The 20392-nt window shown below is 64.2% G+C and carries 16 protein-coding genes and 1 tRNA gene; 6 read left to right on the forward strand and 11 right to left on the reverse strand.

Annotated features, from left to right (window positions below; all coding sequences use genetic code 11):
- Window positions 1–13: 13 nt before the first annotated feature.
- From mfd to ACXR2W_RS13225, 6 genes are all read right to left on the reverse strand, one after another.
- Window positions 14–3652 (reverse strand): transcription-repair coupling factor, encoded by a 3639-nt coding sequence (mfd, locus tag ACXR2W_RS13200; protein WP_458816628.1) that lies wholly within the window; start codon window positions 3650–3652, stop codon window positions 14–16.
- Entirely contained in the window at window positions 3649–4242 is a 594-nt protein-coding gene (gene pth, locus ACXR2W_RS13205; RefSeq protein ID WP_458816630.1) for an aminoacyl-tRNA hydrolase, read from the reverse strand. The genes mfd and pth overlap by 4 nt, the downstream gene beginning before the upstream one ends.
- Window positions 4243–4396: 154 nt before the next feature.
- On the reverse strand, window positions 4397–4966 hold the full coding sequence (locus ACXR2W_RS13210; RefSeq protein ID WP_458816632.1) for a 50S ribosomal protein L25/general stress protein Ctc: 570 nt from the start codon (window positions 4964–4966) through the stop codon (window positions 4397–4399).
- Window positions 4967–5181: 215 nt separating this feature from the next.
- Window positions 5182–6159, reverse strand: a complete 978-nt coding sequence (locus ACXR2W_RS13215) for a ribose-phosphate diphosphokinase (protein WP_458816634.1) — start codon at window positions 6157–6159, stop codon at window positions 5182–5184.
- 24 nt (window positions 6160–6183) lie between these two features.
- On the reverse strand, window positions 6184–7626 hold the full coding sequence (gene glmU / locus ACXR2W_RS13220) for a bifunctional UDP-N-acetylglucosamine diphosphorylase/glucosamine-1-phosphate N-acetyltransferase GlmU (protein WP_458816636.1): 1443 nt from the start codon (window positions 7624–7626) through the stop codon (window positions 6184–6186).
- Between the two features lie 41 nt (window positions 7627–7667).
- Window positions 7668–7739: transfer RNA gene (locus ACXR2W_RS13225), tRNA-Gln, on the reverse strand.
- A gap of 97 nt (window positions 7740–7836) precedes the next feature.
- On the opposite strand from ACXR2W_RS13225, the gene ACXR2W_RS13230 reads away from it, so the two are divergent.
- Window positions 7837–8376 (forward strand): MarR family winged helix-turn-helix transcriptional regulator, encoded by a 540-nt coding sequence (locus ACXR2W_RS13230; protein WP_458816638.1) that lies wholly within the window; start codon window positions 7837–7839, stop codon window positions 8374–8376.
- A gap of 11 nt (window positions 8377–8387) precedes the next feature.
- Here the strand turns inward: ACXR2W_RS13230 and ACXR2W_RS13235 are convergent, their stop codons facing one another.
- Entirely contained in the window at window positions 8388–10076 is a 1689-nt protein-coding gene (locus ACXR2W_RS13235) for an amidase (RefSeq protein WP_458816640.1), read from the reverse strand.
- Between the two features lie 166 nt (window positions 10077–10242).
- On the opposite strand from ACXR2W_RS13235, the gene ACXR2W_RS13240 reads away from it, so the two are divergent.
- The gene (locus tag ACXR2W_RS13240; RefSeq protein WP_458816642.1) at window positions 10243–10842 is read left to right on the forward strand and encodes a TetR/AcrR family transcriptional regulator; all 600 of its coding nucleotides are present in this window, start codon (window positions 10243–10245) and stop codon (window positions 10840–10842) included.
- A 121-nt stretch (window positions 10843–10963) separates the two neighbouring features.
- On the forward strand, window positions 10964–12427 hold the full coding sequence (locus ACXR2W_RS13245) for an amino acid permease (protein WP_458816644.1): 1464 nt from the start codon (window positions 10964–10966) through the stop codon (window positions 12425–12427).
- Window positions 12428–12501: 74 nt separating this feature from the next.
- Here ACXR2W_RS13245 and ACXR2W_RS13250 read toward each other — a convergent pair whose 3' ends face one another.
- Window positions 12502–13728, reverse strand: a complete 1227-nt coding sequence (locus ACXR2W_RS13250; RefSeq protein ID WP_458816646.1) for an acyl-CoA dehydrogenase family protein — start codon at window positions 13726–13728, stop codon at window positions 12502–12504.
- A gap of 195 nt (window positions 13729–13923) precedes the next feature.
- Between ACXR2W_RS13250 and ACXR2W_RS13255 the strand changes: the two genes are divergently transcribed.
- The gene (locus ACXR2W_RS13255) at window positions 13924–14664 is read left to right on the forward strand and encodes a TetR/AcrR family transcriptional regulator (RefSeq protein WP_458816648.1); all 741 of its coding nucleotides are present in this window, start codon (window positions 13924–13926) and stop codon (window positions 14662–14664) included.
- On the opposite strand, the gene ACXR2W_RS13260 is transcribed toward ACXR2W_RS13255, so the two are convergent.
- The 3 genes from ACXR2W_RS13260 to ACXR2W_RS13270 all read right to left on the reverse strand — a co-directional run bounded on the left by ACXR2W_RS13260 (window position 14636) and on the right by ACXR2W_RS13270 (window position 18012).
- Entirely contained in the window at window positions 14636–16153 is a 1518-nt protein-coding gene (locus ACXR2W_RS13260; protein ID WP_458816650.1) for an alanine/glycine:cation symporter family protein, read from the reverse strand. The genes ACXR2W_RS13255 and ACXR2W_RS13260 overlap by 29 nt on opposite strands.
- A 144-nt stretch (window positions 16154–16297) precedes the next feature.
- Window positions 16298–16930 (reverse strand): MBL fold metallo-hydrolase, encoded by a 633-nt coding sequence (locus tag ACXR2W_RS13265; protein ID WP_458816652.1) that lies wholly within the window; start codon window positions 16928–16930, stop codon window positions 16298–16300.
- Window positions 16927–18012, reverse strand: coding sequence for an S-(hydroxymethyl)mycothiol dehydrogenase (locus ACXR2W_RS13270; protein ID WP_458816654.1), 1086 nt, complete (start codon window positions 18010–18012; stop codon window positions 16927–16929). Before ACXR2W_RS13270 ends, ACXR2W_RS13265 begins: the two co-directional genes overlap by 4 nt.
- A 141-nt stretch (window positions 18013–18153) precedes the next feature.
- Between ACXR2W_RS13270 and ACXR2W_RS13275 the strand changes: the two genes are divergently transcribed.
- Together ACXR2W_RS13275 and ACXR2W_RS13280 are read left to right on the forward strand one after the other, a co-directional pair.
- The gene (locus tag ACXR2W_RS13275) at window positions 18154–18855 is read left to right on the forward strand and encodes a FadR/GntR family transcriptional regulator (RefSeq protein ID WP_458816656.1); all 702 of its coding nucleotides are present in this window, start codon (window positions 18154–18156) and stop codon (window positions 18853–18855) included.
- A 153-nt stretch (window positions 18856–19008) separates the two neighbouring features.
- Complete coding sequence (locus ACXR2W_RS13280) at window positions 19009–20223, forward strand: alpha-hydroxy acid oxidase (protein ID WP_458816660.1); 1215 nt, start codon at window positions 19009–19011, stop codon at window positions 20221–20223.
- The last annotated feature ends 169 nt before the right edge of the window (window positions 20224–20392 follow it).

Genomic DNA, 20392 nt, shown 5'->3' on the forward strand with positions numbered 1-20392 from the left:
GCCGTTCGTGCCGCTACACGTCTTCTTCGAGCAGCGTCGCGAACACTCGGCCCGTCCAAGCCGCAATATCGCCCTCGTCGCCCACCAATTTTTGGCCGACGCCCGCAAGCGGACTACGCGACGACGCCGTGCCCCCCGGCAGCGGCACCTTGAGCGTCTGCGTCGCCTCAGCGTAGGTCGCACCGGGGAACATGCGCTTCATGCGCATGCGCCTGGAGTCTGCCAGCTGCACCGGTTCAATTCGCAGCACGGTGCCAGCCGCGACAACCTTCGCGAGGCCGAGTCGCGCTGCCCGCCGCCGCAACCGCGACACAGCCGCAAGACGTTCAACCTCGACGGGAGGCGCACCGTAGCGGTCCTTCAGCTCCTCGAGCACGAGCGCCACGTGGTCTTCGGGCGCTTGCGGGTGCGAAGCCGCCGAGAACTTCTGGTACGCCTCAAGGCGCAACCGCTCACTCTCGACATATTCCTCGGGAATGTGCGCGTCGACCGGCAACTCGAGCACCAGTTCAACCGGCCCCGTCTGTTCCTCACCCTTAAACGTGTTGACCGCCTCGCCGATCATGCGCAGGTACAGGTCGAACCCGACGCCTGCGATGTGCCCCGACTGTTCGCCGCCGAGCAGGTTACCCGCCCCGCGAAGTTCGAGGTCCTTGAGCGCCACCTGCATACCCGAGCCGAGTTCGTTGTTGGTCGCCAGGGTGTCGAGCCGCTCGTGTGCGTGCTCGGTGAGCGGCTTCTCGGGGTCGTACAGAAAGTAGGCGTAGGCGCGCTCGCGGCTACGCCCCACACGCCCGCGCAGCTGGTGTAGCTGACTCAGACCGTACTTGTCTGCGGCGTCGATGATGATCGTGTTCGCGTTCGCGATGTCGAGGCCCGTCTCGATGATGGTCGTCGAAACGAGCACATCGTACTTGCGCTCCCAAAAGTCTTGCACCACCTGTTCGAGCTGGTGCTCACCGAGCTTGCCGTGCGCGACTGCCACGCGTGCATCGGGCACCAATTCTGCAATCTGTGCCGCGACACGGCTAATCGAGCTCACGCGGTTGTGCACGAAGAACACCTGGCCCTCGCGCAGCATCTCGCGCCTGATCGCCGCGGCGATCTGCCGGTCGCTGCGTGGCCCCACAAACGTGAGAATCGGGTGCCGGTCTTCTGGCGCCGTCGCAAGCGTCGACATCTCTCGAATACCGGTGACCGCCATTTCAAGCGTACGCGGAATCGGCGTCGCACTCATCGCCAGAATGTCGACGTTCGTTTTGAGCTTCTTCAACGCGTCTTTGTGTTCAACACCAAACCGCTGCTCCTCGTCGATAATGACAAGTCCCACGTCCTTGTATAAGACGCTCTCAGAGAGCAGACGGTGCGTACCAATCACCATGTCGACGGTGCCGGCCGCAAGACCCTCGATCGTCTCGCGCGATTCTTTGTCGGTCTGAAACCGGCTGAGCGGTCGCACATTGACAGGGAACCCGGCAAAACGCGCTTGGAACGTTTCGAGGTGCTGAGTGACAAGTAGCGTGGTGGGCACGAGCATCGCAACTTGTTTGCCGTCTTGAATAGCCTTAAACGCTGCCCGCACCGCCACCTCGGTCTTACCAAAGCCGACGTCGCCCGCGACCAACCGATCCATGGGCACCTGCCGCTCCATGTCGCGCTTCACCTCGTCGATCGTGGTGAGCTGATCAACGGTCTCGGCGTACGCGAACGCTTCTTCAAGCTCGTGCTGCCACGGGGTGTCTGGCGAGAAAGCATGCCCCTTCGACGCGACACGGGCCGAATACAGTTTTACCAGCTCAACGGCGATGTCGCGCACCGCCTTGCGCGCCTTCTTTTTTGCGTTTGCCCAATCGTTACCGCCCATCTTGGACAGGGCGGGCGCTTCACCACCGACGTAACGCGAGAGCTGGTCGAGCTGATCGGTGGGCACGTAGAGTTTGTCGCGGGGCATGCCACGCTTCGTCGAGGCGTACTCGAGCACCAGGTACTCGCGCAGAGCTTTCGTCGCGTCGCGGCCGATGCCCGTGGGCACCATGCGCTGCGTCAGTTCGACGAAGCGCCCGATGCCGTGAGTCTCGTGCACCACGAAATCACCGGCGACGAGCTTCAGCGGGTCGACGACGTTCTTGCCTCGGCGACGGGCGAGCTTCTGACCGCTGGCCGCCTGCGCACTGACCGCGCGTCCAAAAAACTCAGACTCAGTGGCGACGATGAGTTTCGCCTCGGCGCTTTCAAACCCGGCTGGTGCATGACCCACCGTGAGGTAGATCACCCCGGCTTCAAGCTCAGCCGACGTCGCCGGCAGGTCCTCGACCAGGCGCGCCGCTGCTCCTGCCTCGGCGAGTAGATCACGCGCGCGCTCGACAAGACCGGTGCCCTGAGCGGTAATGATCGCACCCCAACCCGCTTTCAGCCTCTCGCTGATGACGCGTAGCGCGGCACCCGTCGGATCACTGTCAACTTGACTCTTAGGAAATGCGCCGCCCGCGACCGTGATCGTGCGCACGCTAAATGTGTCTTCTTCGGGCAGCCCCGCCCCCTCGTCGTGCACAAAACTCGAGACCGTCCACCACGGGCGATCCGGCGAAGCATCTTGCAGCTCGGTGATCGTGAGCATGCCGCTGTCGCCCGTGGGCAGCGGTGCATCGGCGCCCGCCGTCGCCGCGTACCACGCGGCCTCAAGAAACTCACGGTTCGTCTCGGCGAGGCTCACGGCACGCCCGGCAACGCGTTCGGGCGATGCCACGAGCACCGCGCCGCCCGGCGGCATGAGCGCCGTAAGCGGCTGCAAACCGGGCACCAGCTGCGGAATCAGGCTCTCCATCCCCTCGACCGCGATGCCCTCACCGAGCTTCTCGAGCATGCCACCGAGAGCCGGATACTTCGGCAGTAGCTCGCTGGCCCGCGCGCGAACCTCATCCGTGAGCAGCAGCTCACGTGCCGGCCACAGCTCGATCGCGTCGACAGGCTCGCCGGCGCTGCGCTGATCAGACACCGCAAAACGGCGAATTTGGTCTACCTCGTCGCCGAAGAAATCGACGCGCGATGCCTGCGATGCCTCGGGGGGAAACACGTCGAGAATGCCACCGCGCACCGCAAACTCGCCGCGCCTGGTCACCATATCGACGCGCGTGTATGCGCGCTCGATCAGTGCCCGAGCGATGGCCGCGGGGCCGGATCCGGATTCAAGCTGCGGCACCTCGCCCGCTCGCAAGACGAGCGGGGCGGCATAGGCGACCTGGGGTGACACGGGCTGCAGCGCCGCCCGCACCGATGCGACGACAATGAGCGGCGTCTGGCCGTCGTGCTCACGGATCGTGCGCAGCGCCTTCGCGCGCCGACCCACCGTCTCTGGGCTGGGGCTCAGCCGCTCGTGCGGCAGCGTCTCCCAGGCCGTGAACTCGCACGTCACTGCCTCTGGCATGACCGAGCCGAGCGCGTGGCGCAGCGCATCGGCTTCGCGGCTCGTCGCCGCGATCACGAGCAGGGCGCCCGTGTCGCCGCTTGCGCGACGGCGACGCATGAGGCCCGCGATGAGGGGCGCACGCATGCCCTCGCTCGCAGAAAACTCGGCGTTGCGCGCCGCCGTGTCAAGGGCGCGCGCAAACGATGCCGAGCTCTCGAGGAGGCCGTCGAGACCGCGCAAACTCACTGCGCTGCCCGACCGTGAAAGCGCTGCTGCGCGGCGAGCAGCCCGTCTTCGACGAGCGCTTCGCAGGCGTCTGCCGCGTCTTCGAGCAGCACGGGCAGATCCTTGCGTTCGGCCCCCGAGAAGGGTGCGAGCACGAAATCGGCCGGATCCTGGCGTCCGGGCGGGCGCCCCACCCCCACGCGCACACGCAAGAATTGGGGGGTGTCGAGCGCTTTCGCGATGTCGCGCAGACCGTTGTGGCCGCCGTGGCCGCCACCCTGTTTCAGCTTCAGCGCATTAAACGGCAGGTCGAGTTCATCGTGCACGACGATGACGTGATCGGGGCCAACGCCAAAGTACTTACACAGCGCAGATACGGGGCCGCCCGACGTGTTCATGTAGCCGTTTGATTTGGCGAGAATCAGTTTTGGGCCGCCCGGCCGCAGCCAACCCTCAGCAGTTCGAGAGCCCGTCTTGCCGTGCGGGGCGAACTTTGCGCCCATCCGGCTAGCCAGCACATCGAGGGCCATCTGCCCCACGTTGTGCCTGGTCGCCTCGTACTTGGGGCCCGGGTTTCCGAGCCCTACGATGAGCCAGCTGTCTTGCGACACGCGCTCCCCTTCCTGCTTACTGCGTAGCTTGTTACGACGCCAGAACAATTATCTCGTTTCCTTCGCCTCACGTGTGCGTGCTGAGGCACCATAGCGAAAGGCCCGCCGGTGTGGGGTTCCACACCGGCGGGCCAATACGCGTGAGTCGTCGAGCTTACTCGGCAGCCTCTTCGGTCTCTTCTGCTGCGCCGCGGGGGCCAGCGATCTTCACGACGAGCTGGTCTTCAGCGTCGATGACGACCGCGCCCTCGGGCAGGGTGACATCGCGCACGAGAATGTGGGTGTCTGCGGTGAGGCCGGTCACGTCGACAACAACGTTATCGGGGATCGCGGTGGCGGGAACGCTCAGGCGCAGAGTGTTGAGCTCCTGCAGCGCGTTGGTGCCCGAGAAAGGCTCGCCGGTCATGTGCAGGGGCACCTCAACCTCGACCATTTCGCCCTGCTTCACGATCAGCAGGTCAACGTGCTCGATGATCTGGGGTACGGGGTCCTTCTGCACATCCTTCACCAGCACGAGGTGCTTCTCGCCGTTCAGCTCCACCTCGATGAGGGCGTTGGCCTGGCGAATGATGAGGCTCAGCGGGTGGGTCTCAACCGTGATGTGCAGGGGGGCGGTGCCGTGGCCGTACACGACTGCGGGGGTCTGGCCTGCAGCGCGGAGCTTGCGGGCTGCGCCCTTGCCGAAGTTTTCACGGGCAGTTGCAACAAGCTGGTAATCAGCCATGGTGATCTCCTATGCGGGCTTTCGCCCAATGAGGGCGGGCTAGCCGCCGGGATTGGTGTCTCGCACTCGCGTCAATAACGCAGCAAGATGGCCCGCTGAGGCAGTCCGTCCCGCGTCGATAACGGGCGCATGCGCCCCTCGCCGAAGTACAAAGGTCTACTTTAGCAGAAAAGGGCCCTGGGATTTCTCCCAGAGCCCTCATTCACGAGCGCAGTTTACGCCGCGCCCTCGAACATGCTCGTCACCGAGCCGTCTTCGAAGACCTCGTGAATCGCCTTCGCCAAGAGCGGCGCGATGGGGAGCACTGTGAGCTTCTCGAAACGCTTCTCGGGGCCCACGGGCAGCGTGTCGGTCACAACGACCTGATCAATGAAGTCCTGTGAGAGGTACTCAGTCGCCTTACCCGAGAAAATAGCGTGGGTCGCTGCGATCGTCACGCCACGAGCGCCAGCAGCCTTGAGTGCTTCTGCCGCCTTGGTGATCGTGCCACCCGTGTCGATCATGTCGTCGACCATGAGGCACCAGCGATCCTTCACGTCACCAACGATGCCGTGAACAGAAGCCTGGTTCGCGACCGAAGGATCACGTCGCTTGTGAATGATAGCGAGGGGAGCTCCAAGACGGTCACTCCACACGTCAGCGACGCGCACACGCCCCATGTCGGGCGACACAACCGTGAGGTCGTCACGGTTGAGGTGCTCTTCAAAGTGCTTGATCAGCACGGGCATCGCAAAGAGGTGATCGAGCGGGCCATCGAAGAAACCCTGAATCTGCGGTGCGTGCAGATCGACCGACATGATGCGGTCGGCGCCCGCGGTCTTGAAGAGGTCTGCGACGAGGCGCGCCGAGATGGGTTCGCGGCCGCGACCCTTCTTGTCCTGACGCGAGTAGGGGTAGAACGGCGCCACAACGGTGATGCGCTTTGCCGAGGCACGCTTGAGCGCGTCCACCATGATGAGGTGCTCCATGAGCCACTCGTTGATGGGGTCAGTGTGTGACTGAATCACGAAAGCGTCGGCACCGCGCACGCTCTCATCGAAGCGCGCGTACAGCTCACCGTTCGCGAACGTGCGTGCGTCGGTGGGAACGAGCTCGGCGCCAAGTTCGGCTGCCACCTGCTCTGCGAGCTCGGGGTATGCCCGGCCCGTAATCAAGACGAGCTTCTTCTGCCCCGCCATCTCGATCTGGCTCATCAGTGCTGGTTCTCCATCCTATGGCTATTCGCCGTGCTCACGCGCTGTTTTCGAATGCTGCGCCGCTTCTGCGGTGCTGGTTCCCGGCCTGTTCTCGGCAACCCATCCCTCGATATTGCGCTGGGGAGCAACATTTAGCGCCAGCGAACCCGAGGGAACATCTTTACGCACAACGGTCCCTGCGGCCGTGTACGAACCATCTTCAATCGTAACCGGTGCGATCAGCACGTTCTTTGAGCCGATCCGCACCGCGTCACCCACGGTGGCGTGATGCTTATTCACGCCGTCGTAGTTCGCGAAGATGGTGCCAGCGCCCACATTGGTGCCGGATCCGATTGTGGCGTCGCCGACGTAGCTGAGGTGGGGCACCTTGCTCGCGTCGCCGATGGTGGTGTTCTTAGTCTCGACGTACGCACCGATCTTGCCATCACTGCCAAGCTCAGTTCCCGGGCGAATGTACGCGAATGGGCCCACGTCTGACCGCGCACCGAACACCGCGAGCGTGGCTTCACTGCGCCTGATATGCGCGTCTTGGCCCACTTCGCAGTCCACGAGAGTCGTGTCGGGGCCGATCACGGCGCCGCTCGAAATCGAGGTCGCTCCCTGCAAAAACGTACCGGGCAAGATTTCAACGTCGGGTTCGATCGACACATCGGAGTCAATCCAGGTCGTAGCGGGGTCTTGAATGGACACCCCGCCGCGCTGATGCTCGCGCACGATGCGCGCATTCAGTTCGCGGCCCGCGGCAGCCAGCTGCGCGCGGTCATTCACCCCGGCAATAATCCAGGGATCGTCGGTGGCGACGGCTTCTACCGCCCCGCCTGTGGCGAGAATACGCGCGGCCGCATCGGTGAGGTACTTTTCACCCTGTGCATTGTTCGTGTCGATTTTCGCGAGCGCGTCCTGCAGTGCTCGGCGGGCGAAGACATACACGCCACCGTTAATTTCGGTGATACGCCGCTCGCTGTCGCTCGCGTCTTTTTCTTCAACAATTCCCGTTACGGCGCCCGTGGCGTCGCGCAAGATGCGACCGAGACCGGTGGGGTTATCGAAGATCGCAGAGAGCATCGTCATCGCGCGATTGCCGTCGACGTGCCCGCGCAGCAGGCGTTCAAGGGTGGCCTGGTCGATGAGTGGCACGTCGCCTGACAGCACCACAACTGAGCCGTCGAAGTCGGCGGGAAGCGCGCTGAGCGCCTGCTCAACGGCACGGCCGGTGCCGGGAACTTCGTCTTGATCGACGATCGCCGTAGCGGGGGCGTGGTCGAGGATAGCTGCTGCAACGCGATCGCGGTCGTGTCGCACCACCGCGATGATCTGTGTCGGCGCGAGCGCCGCCGCGCTGTCAAGCACGTGGGCGATGAGTGAACGCCCACCGATGCGGTGCAACACCTTGGGCAGCGAAGACTTCATGCGAGTGCCCTGGCCTGCAGCGAGAATGATGACCGCGAGTGAACGATCTGTCATGGCGTGTTCCCTTCCCACCCGCCGCATGAACGCGACGTTTGCTCCGCCCCCAGGACTCGAACCTGGACCTAACAGCTCCAAAGGCTGTCGTGCTGCCATTACACCAAGGCGGACCGCGCCGAAGATCGGCACCCGTATAGTCTGCCAGATTCTTTCGGCGTTTCTGCACAACTGCCGAGAATCGCGCGTCGCAGTTGCCATAATGGACGAATGAAGCATGAGGACGAGGTCGATCAGATCATCGCAGCCTGGAGCGCGGCCAGACCAGATCTGGACCTCGCACCGCTGTCGATTTTTTCGCGTTTGTGGCGCATCGCGAAACACGTCGACCGGGCCAGGGCCCACGCCTTTGAGCGCTCGGGCCTCACGCTGTGGGAGTTTGACGTACTCGCTGTGCTTCGGCGTGGCGGCGCCCCGTTTCGACAGAGCCCCAAGGTACTGGTGCAGCAAACAATGGTTTCGAGCGGCACCATGACAAACCGCATCGACCGCATGGTCGACCGTGAATTGGTGCGCAGACTCACGGACCCCAATGACGGTCGCGGCGTACTCGTCGAGATGACGCCGCTCGGCCTCACACTCGTCGATGCGGCGATGACGCGCCTCAGTGACGCAGAGGAGCGGTTGCTGGGCGGGCTCCCCCGCTCCGAGCGCGAACGCCTCGGCGTGTTGCTGCGCAGGCTCGCGCTGAGCGTCGAACGCTTCGAACCGGTGGTCGAAGGGCCCGATGACCCCTCGTCCACCGCTTGAGCAGGATCCTGCTAGAGGCTGTCCCCGGGGAGCCCCGGGGCCTTCGCGGGCTGAACCCGCATTGATCCGGCGCTTTCAAACGCGGCCGCAAAGCTGAGCAGCGCCGGGTCTTGGTAGGCGCGGCCCGCGAAGGTGAGGCCGACGGGTACACCGATGTCGCGCATGAGCCCCATTGGCACCGTGATCGAGGGGATCCCGAGGTGCCTCAGCGCATAGTTGCCGTTCGAGAAGAACACGCCGTTCGCCCACGCACGGTCGGCGGCGGCGAGGTCGCGCTCGGCGTTCTCGGCGCCCACGTCGGCGTTGGCCGGAAACACGATGGCGTCGTAGCCCTCGGCGTCAAGCCACTGTTCGAAGAGCTCCTCGCGCAGCTGCACAAGCGCCCTGAGTCCCGCCGCAAAGTCATCGCGCTCTCGAGGGTCTGGAATGCCCGCCTGGGCCATCGCAACGGTCGCGCGGTAGCGGTTCTCGTAGTCTTCGACCTCCTCGTAGCGGTCGGGCAGTGTGCCGGGCGGCTGTGGGAAGATCTGGTCGGGGTCGACCACCCCCAGATTGGGCGTTTCGGGGTCACCGTTCGCCCGCAAGAAGTCGTCCCACCCAAACGCGAGAATGTGGTTGAATTCGGTGTCCATCCACCCCTCGGGTAGCACCCCGAGGGCCGCGACGTTCTCCTGCCCCGGGCGATCACCCTCGTACTGTTCGATGAGCGGAAAATCGGTGACGATTACTTCGGCACCCAGCGCTTCGAGGCGCGCACGTGCCGCCGCGAACCGCTCAAGCACCGACGCGCGAACCTCGATCGGAAACGCCGGATCCTCCCCCAGGTACATGCGCGGCACCGCGAATCTCTTACCAGCGAGCTCCGCTGGCTCATCGAGCGAGAGGTAGCTTTCTGGCCGGTGCTCACTTGGCTTGGGCAGTGTGATCACCTGCTGGTGGCGCCAGAAGTCACCGCGTGTTATCGCGTCGTCTGCGACGAGTACGTCGAGCAAGCGCAGCATGTCGCGCATGCTGCGAGTGTGCGGCACGACGACGTCGCGCGCCGGGAACAGCGGCCAGTTGCCACGAATGCTCAGCACCCCCCAGCTTGGCGTATAGGCGCAGAGGCCAGTGTTTGAAGCCGGGCTGCGCCCTGACGAGACGGTTTCTTCGCCCATCCCAAAGACGGCAAGGTTGGCGGCCGTCGAAACACCCGATCCGTTCGATGACCCCGACGCGTACGCGGCGGCGAGGTACTCACGGTTGTAGGGGTTCTCTGCGCGGCCGTACACGCCGCGCTGCATACCACCGTCGGCCATGGGCGGCATGTTGGTCTTGCCGATGAGCACGGCGCCCGCCTCAAGTAGTCGCGCCACCGAGAAAGCATCCCACTGCGCCACCAGATGCTCGAATGCGGGCGAACCCGCGGCGACTGTGAGTCCGCGCACCATGTACGAGTCCTTCACGGTGAAGGGCACTCCCTCAAGCGGTCGCGCCTCGCCGGCCTGCCAGCGCCTGTCGGACTCGTCGGCCTGTGCGAGGGCGTCTGGGTTCGACACGACGATCGAATGCAGCCCCTGCGGCCCTACGTCGTAGGCCGCTGCCCGCGCGAGGTATCGCTCGGTGAGCCACCTGCTCGTGATGCGCCCGTCGCGAAGCGCGGCCAGCACGTCCTCGATACTGGCCTCGATCAGGTCAAAACCTCTGGTGTGGTGTTCCATATCGCTCCTCGCTTCTGCTTGGCTACTTTCGAACCGCGCCAGACGCGGCTTTTGTCGCTGCGCCGGATCGCGTATCCTGAAAACAGTTTCAGTTTAGTGCGCGTTCTTGTCAAGCGGGGCGCGCCCGCACGCACAAGAAGACGCACACGACAGTTAAGGACCCACGATGACTGATGACGCCCGCACACGCATTCTCGATGCGTGTGAGCGCACAATCGCAGAGGCAGGCCTGCGTGGGTTTCGCATGACAGCCGTCGCGCGCGAGGCAGGCGTGTCGATCGGACTGCTCGCGTATCACTTTGGCGACCGCGATGGGCTACTCCAAGCAGCCCTCGACAGGGTCAACGAGGGCACAGCGTTGCGCGCCGCGCACACGATTGACCGCGATGCGGGAGCGACACCGCTCGCTGAGCTTGAGGCGCTACTGTGCTCAGAGTTTGGCGAAGACGCCCACGTGCGGGCCGGCTCGATCGTATGGAACGAATTGCGCGCGGCAGCGGTTTTCACCCCCGGCCAGGCCAAGGCGCTCCGTCATTCGACGACTGCATGGCAGCAGGCCGTCGAACAACTCGTCGCACGGGCCATCCCAGGTGCAGACACAGCCGTGACCGCCCTTCTTCTGACATCACTCGTCGAGGGGCTCTCGGGCAGGTGGCTGACGGGCCAAATCGATGCGGCTCGGGCAAGCGAAGCGATTCGCGCTGCCCTCGCAGCGATCGCCGAAGCGCCACCGTTGCACGAGCGTTTAGAGCACTTTGGCATGTAACGCGAAAATCGCGGCCTACAATTGACCGGTACGCCTGCGGCCACCGAGCCCCGGGCAGACTCGCCCGTGCTAGACCCAGCGCGGGAGTCAGTTGTCAAGCTCTCACACAGGAGTGAAGGATTTGTCGGAGAAAATTTCGGACGCCCCCACAGAAGAATTGCAGCGCGGCCTGTCAAACAGGCACCTGCAGCTCATTGCCATCGGCGGCGCCATCGGCACGGGGCTTTTTCTAGGTTCTGGCAAGATCATCAACCTCGCAGGCCCCTCAGCGCTGCTGGTATACGCGGTCATCGGCTGCATGATGTTCTTCTTGATGCGTGCGCTCGGTGAGCTGCTGCTCTCGAACCTCAACTACAAGACTTTCGGCGACATCGCTAAAGATCTGATCGGTCCGTGGGCCGGCTATTTCGTGTCGTGGACCTACTGGGTCACCTGGGTTGTGATCTGCGTGGCCGACATCATTGCGATCACCGGTTATGTCTCATACATCAACGCGTCCATTCCCAACTGGTTGCCTGCGCTCATCACCGCCGCAATTCTCACAGTGCTCAACCTGCAACCCGTGAAATTCTTTGGTGAGTTCGAGTTTTGGTTTGCGATCATCAAGATTGTGGCGATTCTCGCGTTGATCGCCGTGGGCGTCGTACTCATCGCGGTCGGGTTCGAGAACCCGACCACGCACACGCAGGCGTCCATTACGCACCTGTGGGACATGGGCGGCATGTTCCCCAACCAGCTCACCGGATTCCTCCTGGGCTTCCAGCTCGGCATCTTCTCGTTTATCGGCGTTGAGCTCGTGGGCACGGCCGCCGCCGAAACCAAGAACCCGCACAAGAACTTGCCGCGGGCGATCAACTCGATCGTCGTGCGCGTGCTCATTTTCTACATTGGTGCGCTCACCGTGATCATGGCGATTACCCCCTGGAACAAGCTCGACCCCGAAGCCAGCCCGTTTGTCACGACACTCGCTCTCGCAGGCTTTGGCGCGGCGGCGTTCGCGATCAACCTGGTCGTGCTCACCTCGGCTGCGTCAAGCGCCAACTCTGGCTTCTACTCGGGCACCCGCATGACCCACGCGCTATCGCAGGACGGCCACGCCCCTGCGGGCTTCTCGGTCACCGACAGCCGCGGCGTACCTCGTCGTGCCGTATTCTTCTCGGCTGTCTTCGTGTTCTCGGCCGTGCCGATTCTGCTCCTCGGGGACAACGTGCTGGCAGCGTTCACTATGGTCTCGTCGATCGCATCGACGTTCATCCTGTTCATTTGGAGCATGATCGCGATCTCGTTCATCATGTACCTGCGCAAGTACCCCGAACGACACGCAAACTCGACATTCAAGACTCCCCTGGGCAAGATAGTGCCCTGGGCAGTGCTCGTCTTCTTCGTGTTCATCGCGGTCACCCTCGCCCTTGCGGAGGACACTCGTTTGCCGCTTATTTACGCGCCGGTCTGGTTCGTGCTGCTCGCGGTAGCGTGGCAGTTCACCAAGCGCAGGCTGACTCGCGAAGGTAAGCCGCTCACCGCTGCGATCGCGCTGCCCGGCACCGGCGCAGACGCCGAGTTCGCGCCTTCGAAGGACGCATAGCGTCGACCGTACAAAACACTGCAGCGCCCGGGTTCTCCCCGGGCGCTGCAGTGTTTTCTGTCGATGACGACGCACTACACGAACGCACCCACCCCGGTGATGTCGCGCCCAATAATGAGCGCCTGCACCGTCTCAGTTCCCTCGTAGGTGTGCAGCGCCTCGAGGTCGGCAAAGTGGCGCGCGACCCTGTTCTCAAGCAGGATCCCGTTGCCACCGAGCAGGTCACGCGCATTGCGCGCCATGTCACGGGCGGTGCGGGTGGCGGTGTATTTGCCGAGCGAAGCGCCCGGACCCGCGAGTTCTCCCCGCTCATCTGCGCGGGTGAGGCCCATGAGTAGAGTCTGCAGCGACGTGAGCTGACTCAGCATTTCGGCGAGCCTGTTCTGCACGATCTGCGAGGCCGCGAGCTTACGCCCGAACTGCACACGCTGGCCAGCGTAGTTGACGGCGGTCTCGTAGACGGCATGGGCCTGCCCGAGAGCAGCCCAGGCCACTCCGAGTCGCGTGGCCTGCAACACGGCCGCCGTGTCTTTGAAGCTGTTTGCCCCTGGCATCTTGGCGCTCGCGGGCAGTTGCACCCCGTCAAACTCGATGTGCGCCTGCCAGATGCCACGCAGCGACACTTTGCCTTGAATGGTGCGAGCGTTGTACCCGGTCGAGTCCTGCGGTACGACAAAGCCCTGCACCTGCCCGCCATCACCCCGCGCCCACACCACCGCAAAGGCCCCGTTGCTCCCCGACCCAATCCATTTCTTATGTCCGTCGAGCACATAACCTCCGTCGACCTCGCGCGCCCGCGTTTCAAGGCTCACCGAGTCCGAGCCGTGCGTCGGCTCCGTGAGGGCGAAGGCACCAAGCTCCGTGCCCCGCGCGAGCGGCCCCTCCCAGCGCGCACGCTGTTCGGCAGATCCGCACTGATTGATCGAACGCAGCGCGAGGCCACCTTGCACGCCTCCGATCGTGGCAATTGACCCGTCACCGCGCGCCAGCTCCATCGTCGTAAGGCACGCCGCGATGAGGCTTTGCTCGGGAAACCCCTCCACGCTCACTCCGTCACGCAGCAGGTCGAGGTCCCCCATTCGCCGGGCCAGGTCGACCGGATACTCGGCGCGGTCCCAAATACCCGCGATGACGGGGCGCACCTCTTCGCGCACGAACTGCTGCGCGCGCTCACGGTACGCGTTGTCTTCGCTCGAGAGCCCCCGAAATACCCCTGCGACATCGGCCTCGACGGGGGCCCACAGGTCGTACTCGGGCTCTGCGGTGCCCTGTGGGGTGGGGGCTGGTCTGCTGTTCGACATGGGGTTCCTCTCTGAAGCCGGTGTGACGCCACGGGGTCAACCACGCCACCTCTCGAGCATGCCTGACACTGGGTGTCACGTCAACCTTGAAAGTCGCGCTGCGGCTGTGCAGTTCCGCGCAATTGCGGCAGACACGCCGCGTCGATCCCATGAAACGTAGTCCCAACCTGGCCGTTCCTGTGCTACCGTCACCATATGCCAGCACGCTCGTCCCGCGCCTCCGCCACGTCCCCCGCACCCCCCGGCCCTGCCGCCGCAGTGCGCCTGCTCGCTGCGCGCGGATATGACGCGACCACAGCAGAGGACCTGGCCGACGCCGTCGGCATGAGCCGCAGCACGTTTTTTCGCCGTTTCGGCAGCAAAGACGACGTGATCTTCGCTGACCACGATCTCGCCCTGGCAGGCCTTGAAGAGCACCTCGCCGCTACGCGTCTGGCCCCCGGTGAAGCGCTTATTGCTGGCACCTGTAATGTGCTGCGCCTACTGATTCGGGATCCCGAGGCTGCGCGGTTGCGCTTCGACCTCGTGCGCCAGCACACCCAGCTCAAGGAACGTGAGCTGGTGATCACGCACCGGTACGAGCGCGTGTTTGCGCGCTACCTCCGTGCGCAGTTGCCCGCCGAGGCGCCCGACTGGGTGGCAGCGTCATTCGCGGCCCAGCTCGTCGCACTGCACAATCTCACCCTGCGCGACTGGCTGCGCGATGACGCTGTCGATGCTGCCACGACACTTAAGGACCGGCTCCGCGAGGCTGCTGCGCTCTATCGCGAATGGCTCACGTCCCCGGCCTCCCCACGCACGCACGGCTCGCCCGCCAGCGGCACGGGGGCGCGCGTCGTGGTCGCCGCTTTCGACGCTGCGAGCACCCCCGAAGAGGTGCTCGCAGCGGTGACGATCCAGCTGGGCCTTAAGCAACCGGATCCGGATCGAATTTAGGCACGACCTGGACCTGTTTCGTGCGATCGAGCTCCTCTTCGTGTGCACGCCACTCTTGGTATCCTGGATCGCCCGCGAGCGCAGCCTCAATCTCGGCCTTCGTCGCCGTGAGCTTCGGGTCGAACTTCAGGTAGCTGCGCGTCTCACGCGCAATCAGGCCAGACAGAATCAAGAGGCCCAGGAGGTTCGGGAGCGCCATGAGTCCGTTCATGACGTCTGAGAACGACCACACGACGGCCAGCTGGGTCGTGGCCCCTACGAAGACGACGAGCGAGAACACGACGCGGAAGGGCATCACCGCGCCCCGCCCAAATACGCGCTCCATGTTGCGTTCACCGTAGTACGACCAACCCAGGATCGTCGAGAACGCAAACATCGCGAGCCCGATGGTGACAACCCAGTGTCCCCAGTCGCCCGGGAGCCCCGCAGAGAACGCCTCACCCGTCATGAGCGCGGCAGACATCTGCTCCCCCGTCTCGGGGTCGATGAGCTTGTACGCGCCGGTCGTCACGATCACGAGCCCCGTCATCGACACCACGATAATCGTGTCGATGAAGGTCTGGGTCATTGATACGAGCCCCTGACGCACAGGGTGGCTCGTCTGCGCTGCAGACGCTGCGATGGCGGCCGAGCCCATGCCCGATTCGTTCGAGAAAATACCGCGAGCAAACCCGTACTGCACGGCAATAATAAACACCGACCCAGCAAACCCGCCTGCCGCCGCGGTGCCCGTGAACGCGTCTTCAAAGATCGTGGCAAATGCCGCGGGCACCTCACTAATGTTCGTGAACAGAATGTAGAGCGCTGCCACAACATAGAACACGATCATGATCGGCACAAACGCCGATGTGACCTTGCCGATCGACTTAATCCCGCCCACCAATACGACCAGGGCGAGCACGGTCAGCACCACGCCGGTCACCCAGGTCGGCACGTCAAAGCTGTTCTCCATGTTGGCCGAGATCGAGTTGCTCTGCGTCATGTTGCCGATACCAAAGCACGCAAAGATCGTAAAGACCGTAAACATCCACGCGAGCGTCTTGCCGAGCGGGCCCTTAATACCCTTTTCGAGGTAGTACTGCGGGCCGCCGTTGCGTTCACCCTTCTTGTCTGACTGGCGGTAGCGCACCCCAAGAAAAGCCTCGGCGTACTTCGAAGCCATACCGAGCAGCCCCGTGATCCACATCCAAAACAGTGCGCCCGGGCCGCCAATAGCGATCGCCGTGGCTACGCCCACGATATTGCCCGTTCCCACCGTGGCGGCGAGCGCGGTGGTGAGCGCCTGAAACTGAGAGATGTCGCCGCTCGCGCCTGGATCCTTGCGACGAAACAGCCCCAGGCTGAGAGCTGCGCCCAGCCGCAAAAACTGAATACCACCGAGCCGAATCGTGAGATAGAGCCCCGTAATAAACAGCAGTGGGATGAGCACGAACGGGCCCCAGATGACACCGCTGGCGGCGTCCAGGAACCCCTGAATGGAGTCGAGCATGTGGTGATGGCCTTTCGCGTCATTGCGGAGCACTTGTCCTGAGCCATGCTAGCGACATTTGTGGCATGAATTGGCCCGGCACGCGCGCACTGCGCGCATGCCGGGCCGCATGATCCGGATCTAGGTCTCTACGAAGCGCCTTGCCTAGTGCCCGCGCGCGATCCACTCCTCGAGATTTGGCGCCTCGGTGCCGATGCTCGTTTCGTCGCCGTGCCCCGTGAACACGCGGGTGTCTGCGGGCAGGGTGAGTAGCTGGTCCCTGATCGACTCGATGATGGTCGGAAAGTCGCTGTAGGAGCGGCCGGTTGCGCCGGGGCCGCCGTGAAACAGCGTGTCACCGGTGAACACGACCCCAAGCGTTGGGGCATAGAACACGGTCGAGCCGGGCGAGTGCCCGGGCGTGTGGCGCGCCTCGAGCGTTATTCCGGCGACGGTGAACGTGTCACCCGCGTGAATCTCGGCGTCGGGGGCGACGTCGTGCACGGCGTCCCACAGCATGCGGTCGGCCGGGTTCAGGTACACGGGGGCGCCGAGCAGTGCCGCTGTTTCGCGCGCCGCGCGCACGTGATCATCGTGACCGTGCGTGAGCAAGATGGCGCGCACCGCGCGACCCGCCACGGCACCCGCGACCTCGGCCGCGCTGTGGGCGGGGTCGATGACGATCACCTCGGCGTCGTCACCCACGATCCACACGTTGTTGTCGACGTCCCAGGTGCCGCCGTCAAGCGAGAATGTGCCACTCGTGACGAGGCGCTCGACGCCCTGCACGGCGCTCACAGCTCGACCACCGAACGCAGTACGTTACCCGTTCCCATGCGTGCGAATGCGGCTTCGACGTCGCCTAGGCCGATGCGCTCGGTGACAAACCCCTCAAGGTCGAGGCGACCGAGACGATACTGATCGATGAGCATCTGAAAGTCGCGGCTCGGTAGGCAGTCGCCGTACCAAGACGACTTCAGCGAGCCACCGCGGCCAAACACGTCGAGCAGGGGCAGTTCGAGTACCATCTCGGGGGTGGGCACGCCCACGAGCACGACCCGGCCCGCGAGGTCGCGTGCGTAGAAGGCCTGCTTGTAGGTTTCGGGGCGACCGACCGCGTCGACGACGAGGTCGGCACCATTTCCGCCGGTGAGCTCACGAATCGCTTCGACCGCGTCAACGGACTTCGAGTTGACCGTGTGGGTCGCGCCAAATCGCTTCGCCTGCGCAAGTTTCTCGTCGTCGATGTCGACGGCGATGATTGTGGTGGCACCCGCGAGCTGCGCGCCCGCGATTGCGGCCGTTCCCACACCGCCGCAGCCGATCACGGCCACGGACTCACCGCGCTTCGCTTCGCCCGTGTTAATCGTGGCGCCGATGCCCGCCATGATGCCGCAGCCGAGCAGCCCCACGGCCGCCGCGTCTGACTCTTCGTCGATCTTGGTGCACTGGCCCGCCGCGACGAGCGTCTTCTCGATGAACGCGCCAATACCGAGTGCGGGTGACAGCACCGTGCCATCTTCGAGGGTCATCTGCTGCTTGGCATTGTGCGTGTTGAAGCAGTACTGCGGCTGGCCCTTGGCGCAGGCGCGGCACTCACCGCACACTGCACGCCAGTTGAGAATCACGCGGTCGCCCACCACTACGTTGGTGACGCCCTCGCCCACCGCGGCAACACGACCCGTCGCCTCGTGACCGAGTAGGTACGGAAACTCGTCGCCGATGCCGCCCTGCTGATAGTGCAGATCGGTGTGGCACACCCCGCAGGTGATGATGTCAACGATGGCTTCGCCCGGCCCCGGATCCGGCACCAGAATTGTCTCGATCGTGGGTGCTGCGTCCTTCGCACGCACCACGACTCCCTGCACCCGATAGACCATGTGTGTCCCTTTCGTCAGGCGCGGGCAGCTGCGCCCGGCGCACGTTCTTCCAGGCTATCGAGCCGGCCTCACAGTTGCCACCGGGCGGAGCCCGCGCGCCGCCTGCGGCGCTCGAGAGACCGAGCTGCCATAATCGAGACGATGAAAGCGCACGAGGCTGTACTGGCTTGGGTCACCGAGGAGCTTGCGAGCGGGCGGCTCCACATCGGTGATCACCTGCCCAGTGAGCGCGCCCTCGCCCAGACACTCGAGGTGTCGCGCAGCTCGCTGCGCGAAGCGATGCGGGTGCTCGAGGTGCTCGGCACGATTCAGACCTCGACCGGATCGGGCCCACGCGCGGGCACCATCATCACGGCCGCCCCCGAACAGGCGCTGTCGCTCGCGCTCAACCTGCAGCTCGCGACCAAGCACATCGGCCAGCGGCACATCTACGAGACGCGCCTGCTGCTCGAGACCTGGGCCGCCCGGCACGTAGAGCCCGGTCTGGGCGACTGGGCGCGCGCTGCCGAGCTGCTCGAGGCGATGGACGCACCGGACCTAACAGTCGATGCGTTTCTCACGCTCGATGCCGAGTTTCATACGCTGCTCTCGCACGCGGCCGATAACCCGCTCATCAGCTCGCTCATGGACGCGCTGCGGCGTGCGGTCGCCGATCACACGAGCGCCCTCGCGCGCTCGCTGCCCGATTGGCCGGTCACCTGCGCGCGCCTGCGTGCTGAGCACCGTGAGATCCTGGCCGCTCTTCGCTCCGGATCGGGCGCGCGCGGTGCCGCGCTCTTGCGCAGCCACATCGAGGGTTACTTTCGCGAGACCACTGGCAGCCACGAAGGGCCAGCGCAGTAACGTGGCCCACTCTTGACTCGACGCAGATATCGGGTCTACTCTGTGGTCAGACCACATGGTTGGGCCACACTGTCGTGCGTGCGCCTGGCTCACCGCCCGAAAGGACCCGTTGTGAAGCGTCAGCTCCCCCGCCCCGCAGAGCTCTTGGAACTCATGCAGTTTAAGAAGCCCGAGCTCAATGGCAAGAAGCGCCGATTGGACTCGGCGCTGACCATCGCTGATCTGCGCAAGGTGGCCAAGCGCCGCACACCAGCTGCAGCGTTTGACTACACCGATGGTGCGGCGGAGGGAGAGGTGTCTTTGGCGCGTGCCCGCCAGGCGTTTGAAGACATTGAATGGCACCCCGACATTTTGCGCCCAGCCGAGCACGTAGATACGTCGTGCAAGGTGCTCGGCGGTTCGTCGGCGCTGCCGTTCGGTATCGCCCCGACCGGCTTTACCCGTCTCATGCAAACAGAGGGTGAGATCGCAGGGGCGGGCGCGGCCGGTGCCGCGGGTATTCCATTCACCCTTTCGACTCTCGGAACAACCTCGATCGAGGGCGTGAAGGCCGCCAACCCGGGCGGGCGCAATTGGTTTCAGTTGTATGTGATGCGACAGCGCGAAATCTCGTACGGGCTGGTGGAGCGCGCCGCCGCGGCAGGTTTCGACACGCTCATGTTTACGGTAGATACGCCTATCGCGGGATACCGCATGCGCGATACGCGCAACGGCTTCTCGATTCCGCCGCAGCTGACCCCGGGGGTGATCTTGAACGCGATTCCGCGGCCCTGGTGGTGGATCGATTTTCTCACGACCCCGGGGCTCGAGTTTGCTTCGCTCTCGTCGACGGGTGGCACCGTGGGTGAGCTGCTCAATTCGGCGATGGACCCGACGATATCGTATGAAGACCTCGATGTGATTCGTGAACTATGGCCCGGCAAGATCGTGGTGAAGGGCGTGCAGAACGTTGCAGACTCGGTAAAGCTCATCGACCGCGGAGTCGACGGCATCGTACTGTCAAACCACGGTGGTCGACAGCTGGACCGTGCCCCTGTGCCGTTTCATCTGCTGCCTGAGGTTGTGCGTGAGGTGGGACGCGACGCGACCGTGATGGTCGATACGGGCATCATGAACGGGGCCGACATTGTGGCAGCGACCGCCCTTGGCGCGAAGTTCTCGCTCATTGGGCGCGCCTACTTGTACGGGCTCATGGCCGGCGGGCGGGCGGGAGTGGATCGCACGATCGCAATCTTGAAGAGCGAGATTGAACGCACCATGACCTTGCTCGGGGTTTCGTCGCTTGAGGAGCTCGAACCTCGTCACGTAACCCAGCTGCACCGCTTCGCCCGCGTGGGCGCTCAGGCCAGGATCGACGCTCGCGCGTAACCCACCCGATCAACGAACGGGGTCGCGCGGCGCTCTTGCTGCTTGAGCAACTCCATCCTGTGCACACCACCCACTCACGTCATCCTGCGCAAACCACCCACGTCATCCTGCACACACCACCCACGTCATCCTGCACACACCACCCACGTCATCCTGCACACACCACCCA

The sequence above is a fragment of the Leucobacter faecis genome (genome assembly GCF_054456695.2).

Excerpts from the sequence above, each read along its gene's own strand:
- ACXR2W_RS13240 (WP_458816642.1), top strand. The coding sequence starts at position 10,243 with ATGACTGATGACGCCCGCACACGCATTCTCGATGCGTGTGAGCGCACA.
- ACXR2W_RS13235 (WP_458816640.1), bottom strand. The coding sequence starts at position 10,076 with ATGGAACACCACACCAGAGGTTTTGACCTGATCGAGGCCAGTATCGAG.
- ACXR2W_RS13215 (WP_458816634.1), bottom strand. The coding sequence starts at position 6,159 with ATGAGCCAGATCGAGATGGCGGGGCAGAAGAAGCTCGTCTTGATTACG.
- ACXR2W_RS13275 (WP_458816656.1), top strand. The coding sequence starts at position 18,154 with ATGAAAGCGCACGAGGCTGTACTGGCTTGGGTCACCGAGGAGCTTGCG.
- ACXR2W_RS13230 (WP_458816638.1), top strand. The coding sequence starts at position 7,837 with ATGAAGCATGAGGACGAGGTCGATCAGATCATCGCAGCCTGGAGCGCG.
- ACXR2W_RS13270 (WP_458816654.1), bottom strand. The coding sequence starts at position 18,012 with ATGGTCTATCGGGTGCAGGGAGTCGTGGTGCGTGCGAAGGACGCAGCA.
- ACXR2W_RS13250 (WP_458816646.1), bottom strand. The coding sequence starts at position 13,728 with ATGTCGAACAGCAGACCAGCCCCCACCCCACAGGGCACCGCAGAGCCC.
- ACXR2W_RS13260 (WP_458816650.1), bottom strand. The coding sequence starts at position 16,153 with ATGCTCGACTCCATTCAGGGGTTCCTGGACGCCGCCAGCGGTGTCATC.
- ACXR2W_RS13280 (WP_458816660.1), top strand. The coding sequence starts at position 19,009 with ATGCAGTTTAAGAAGCCCGAGCTCAATGGCAAGAAGCGCCGATTGGAC.
- ACXR2W_RS13210 (WP_458816632.1), bottom strand. The coding sequence starts at position 4,966 with ATGGCTGATTACCAGCTTGTTGCAACTGCCCGTGAAAACTTCGGCAAG.
- glmU (WP_458816636.1), bottom strand. The coding sequence starts at position 7,626 with ATGACAGATCGTTCACTCGCGGTCATCATTCTCGCTGCAGGCCAGGGC.
- ACXR2W_RS13255 (WP_458816648.1), top strand. The coding sequence starts at position 13,924 with ATGCCAGCACGCTCGTCCCGCGCCTCCGCCACGTCCCCCGCACCCCCC.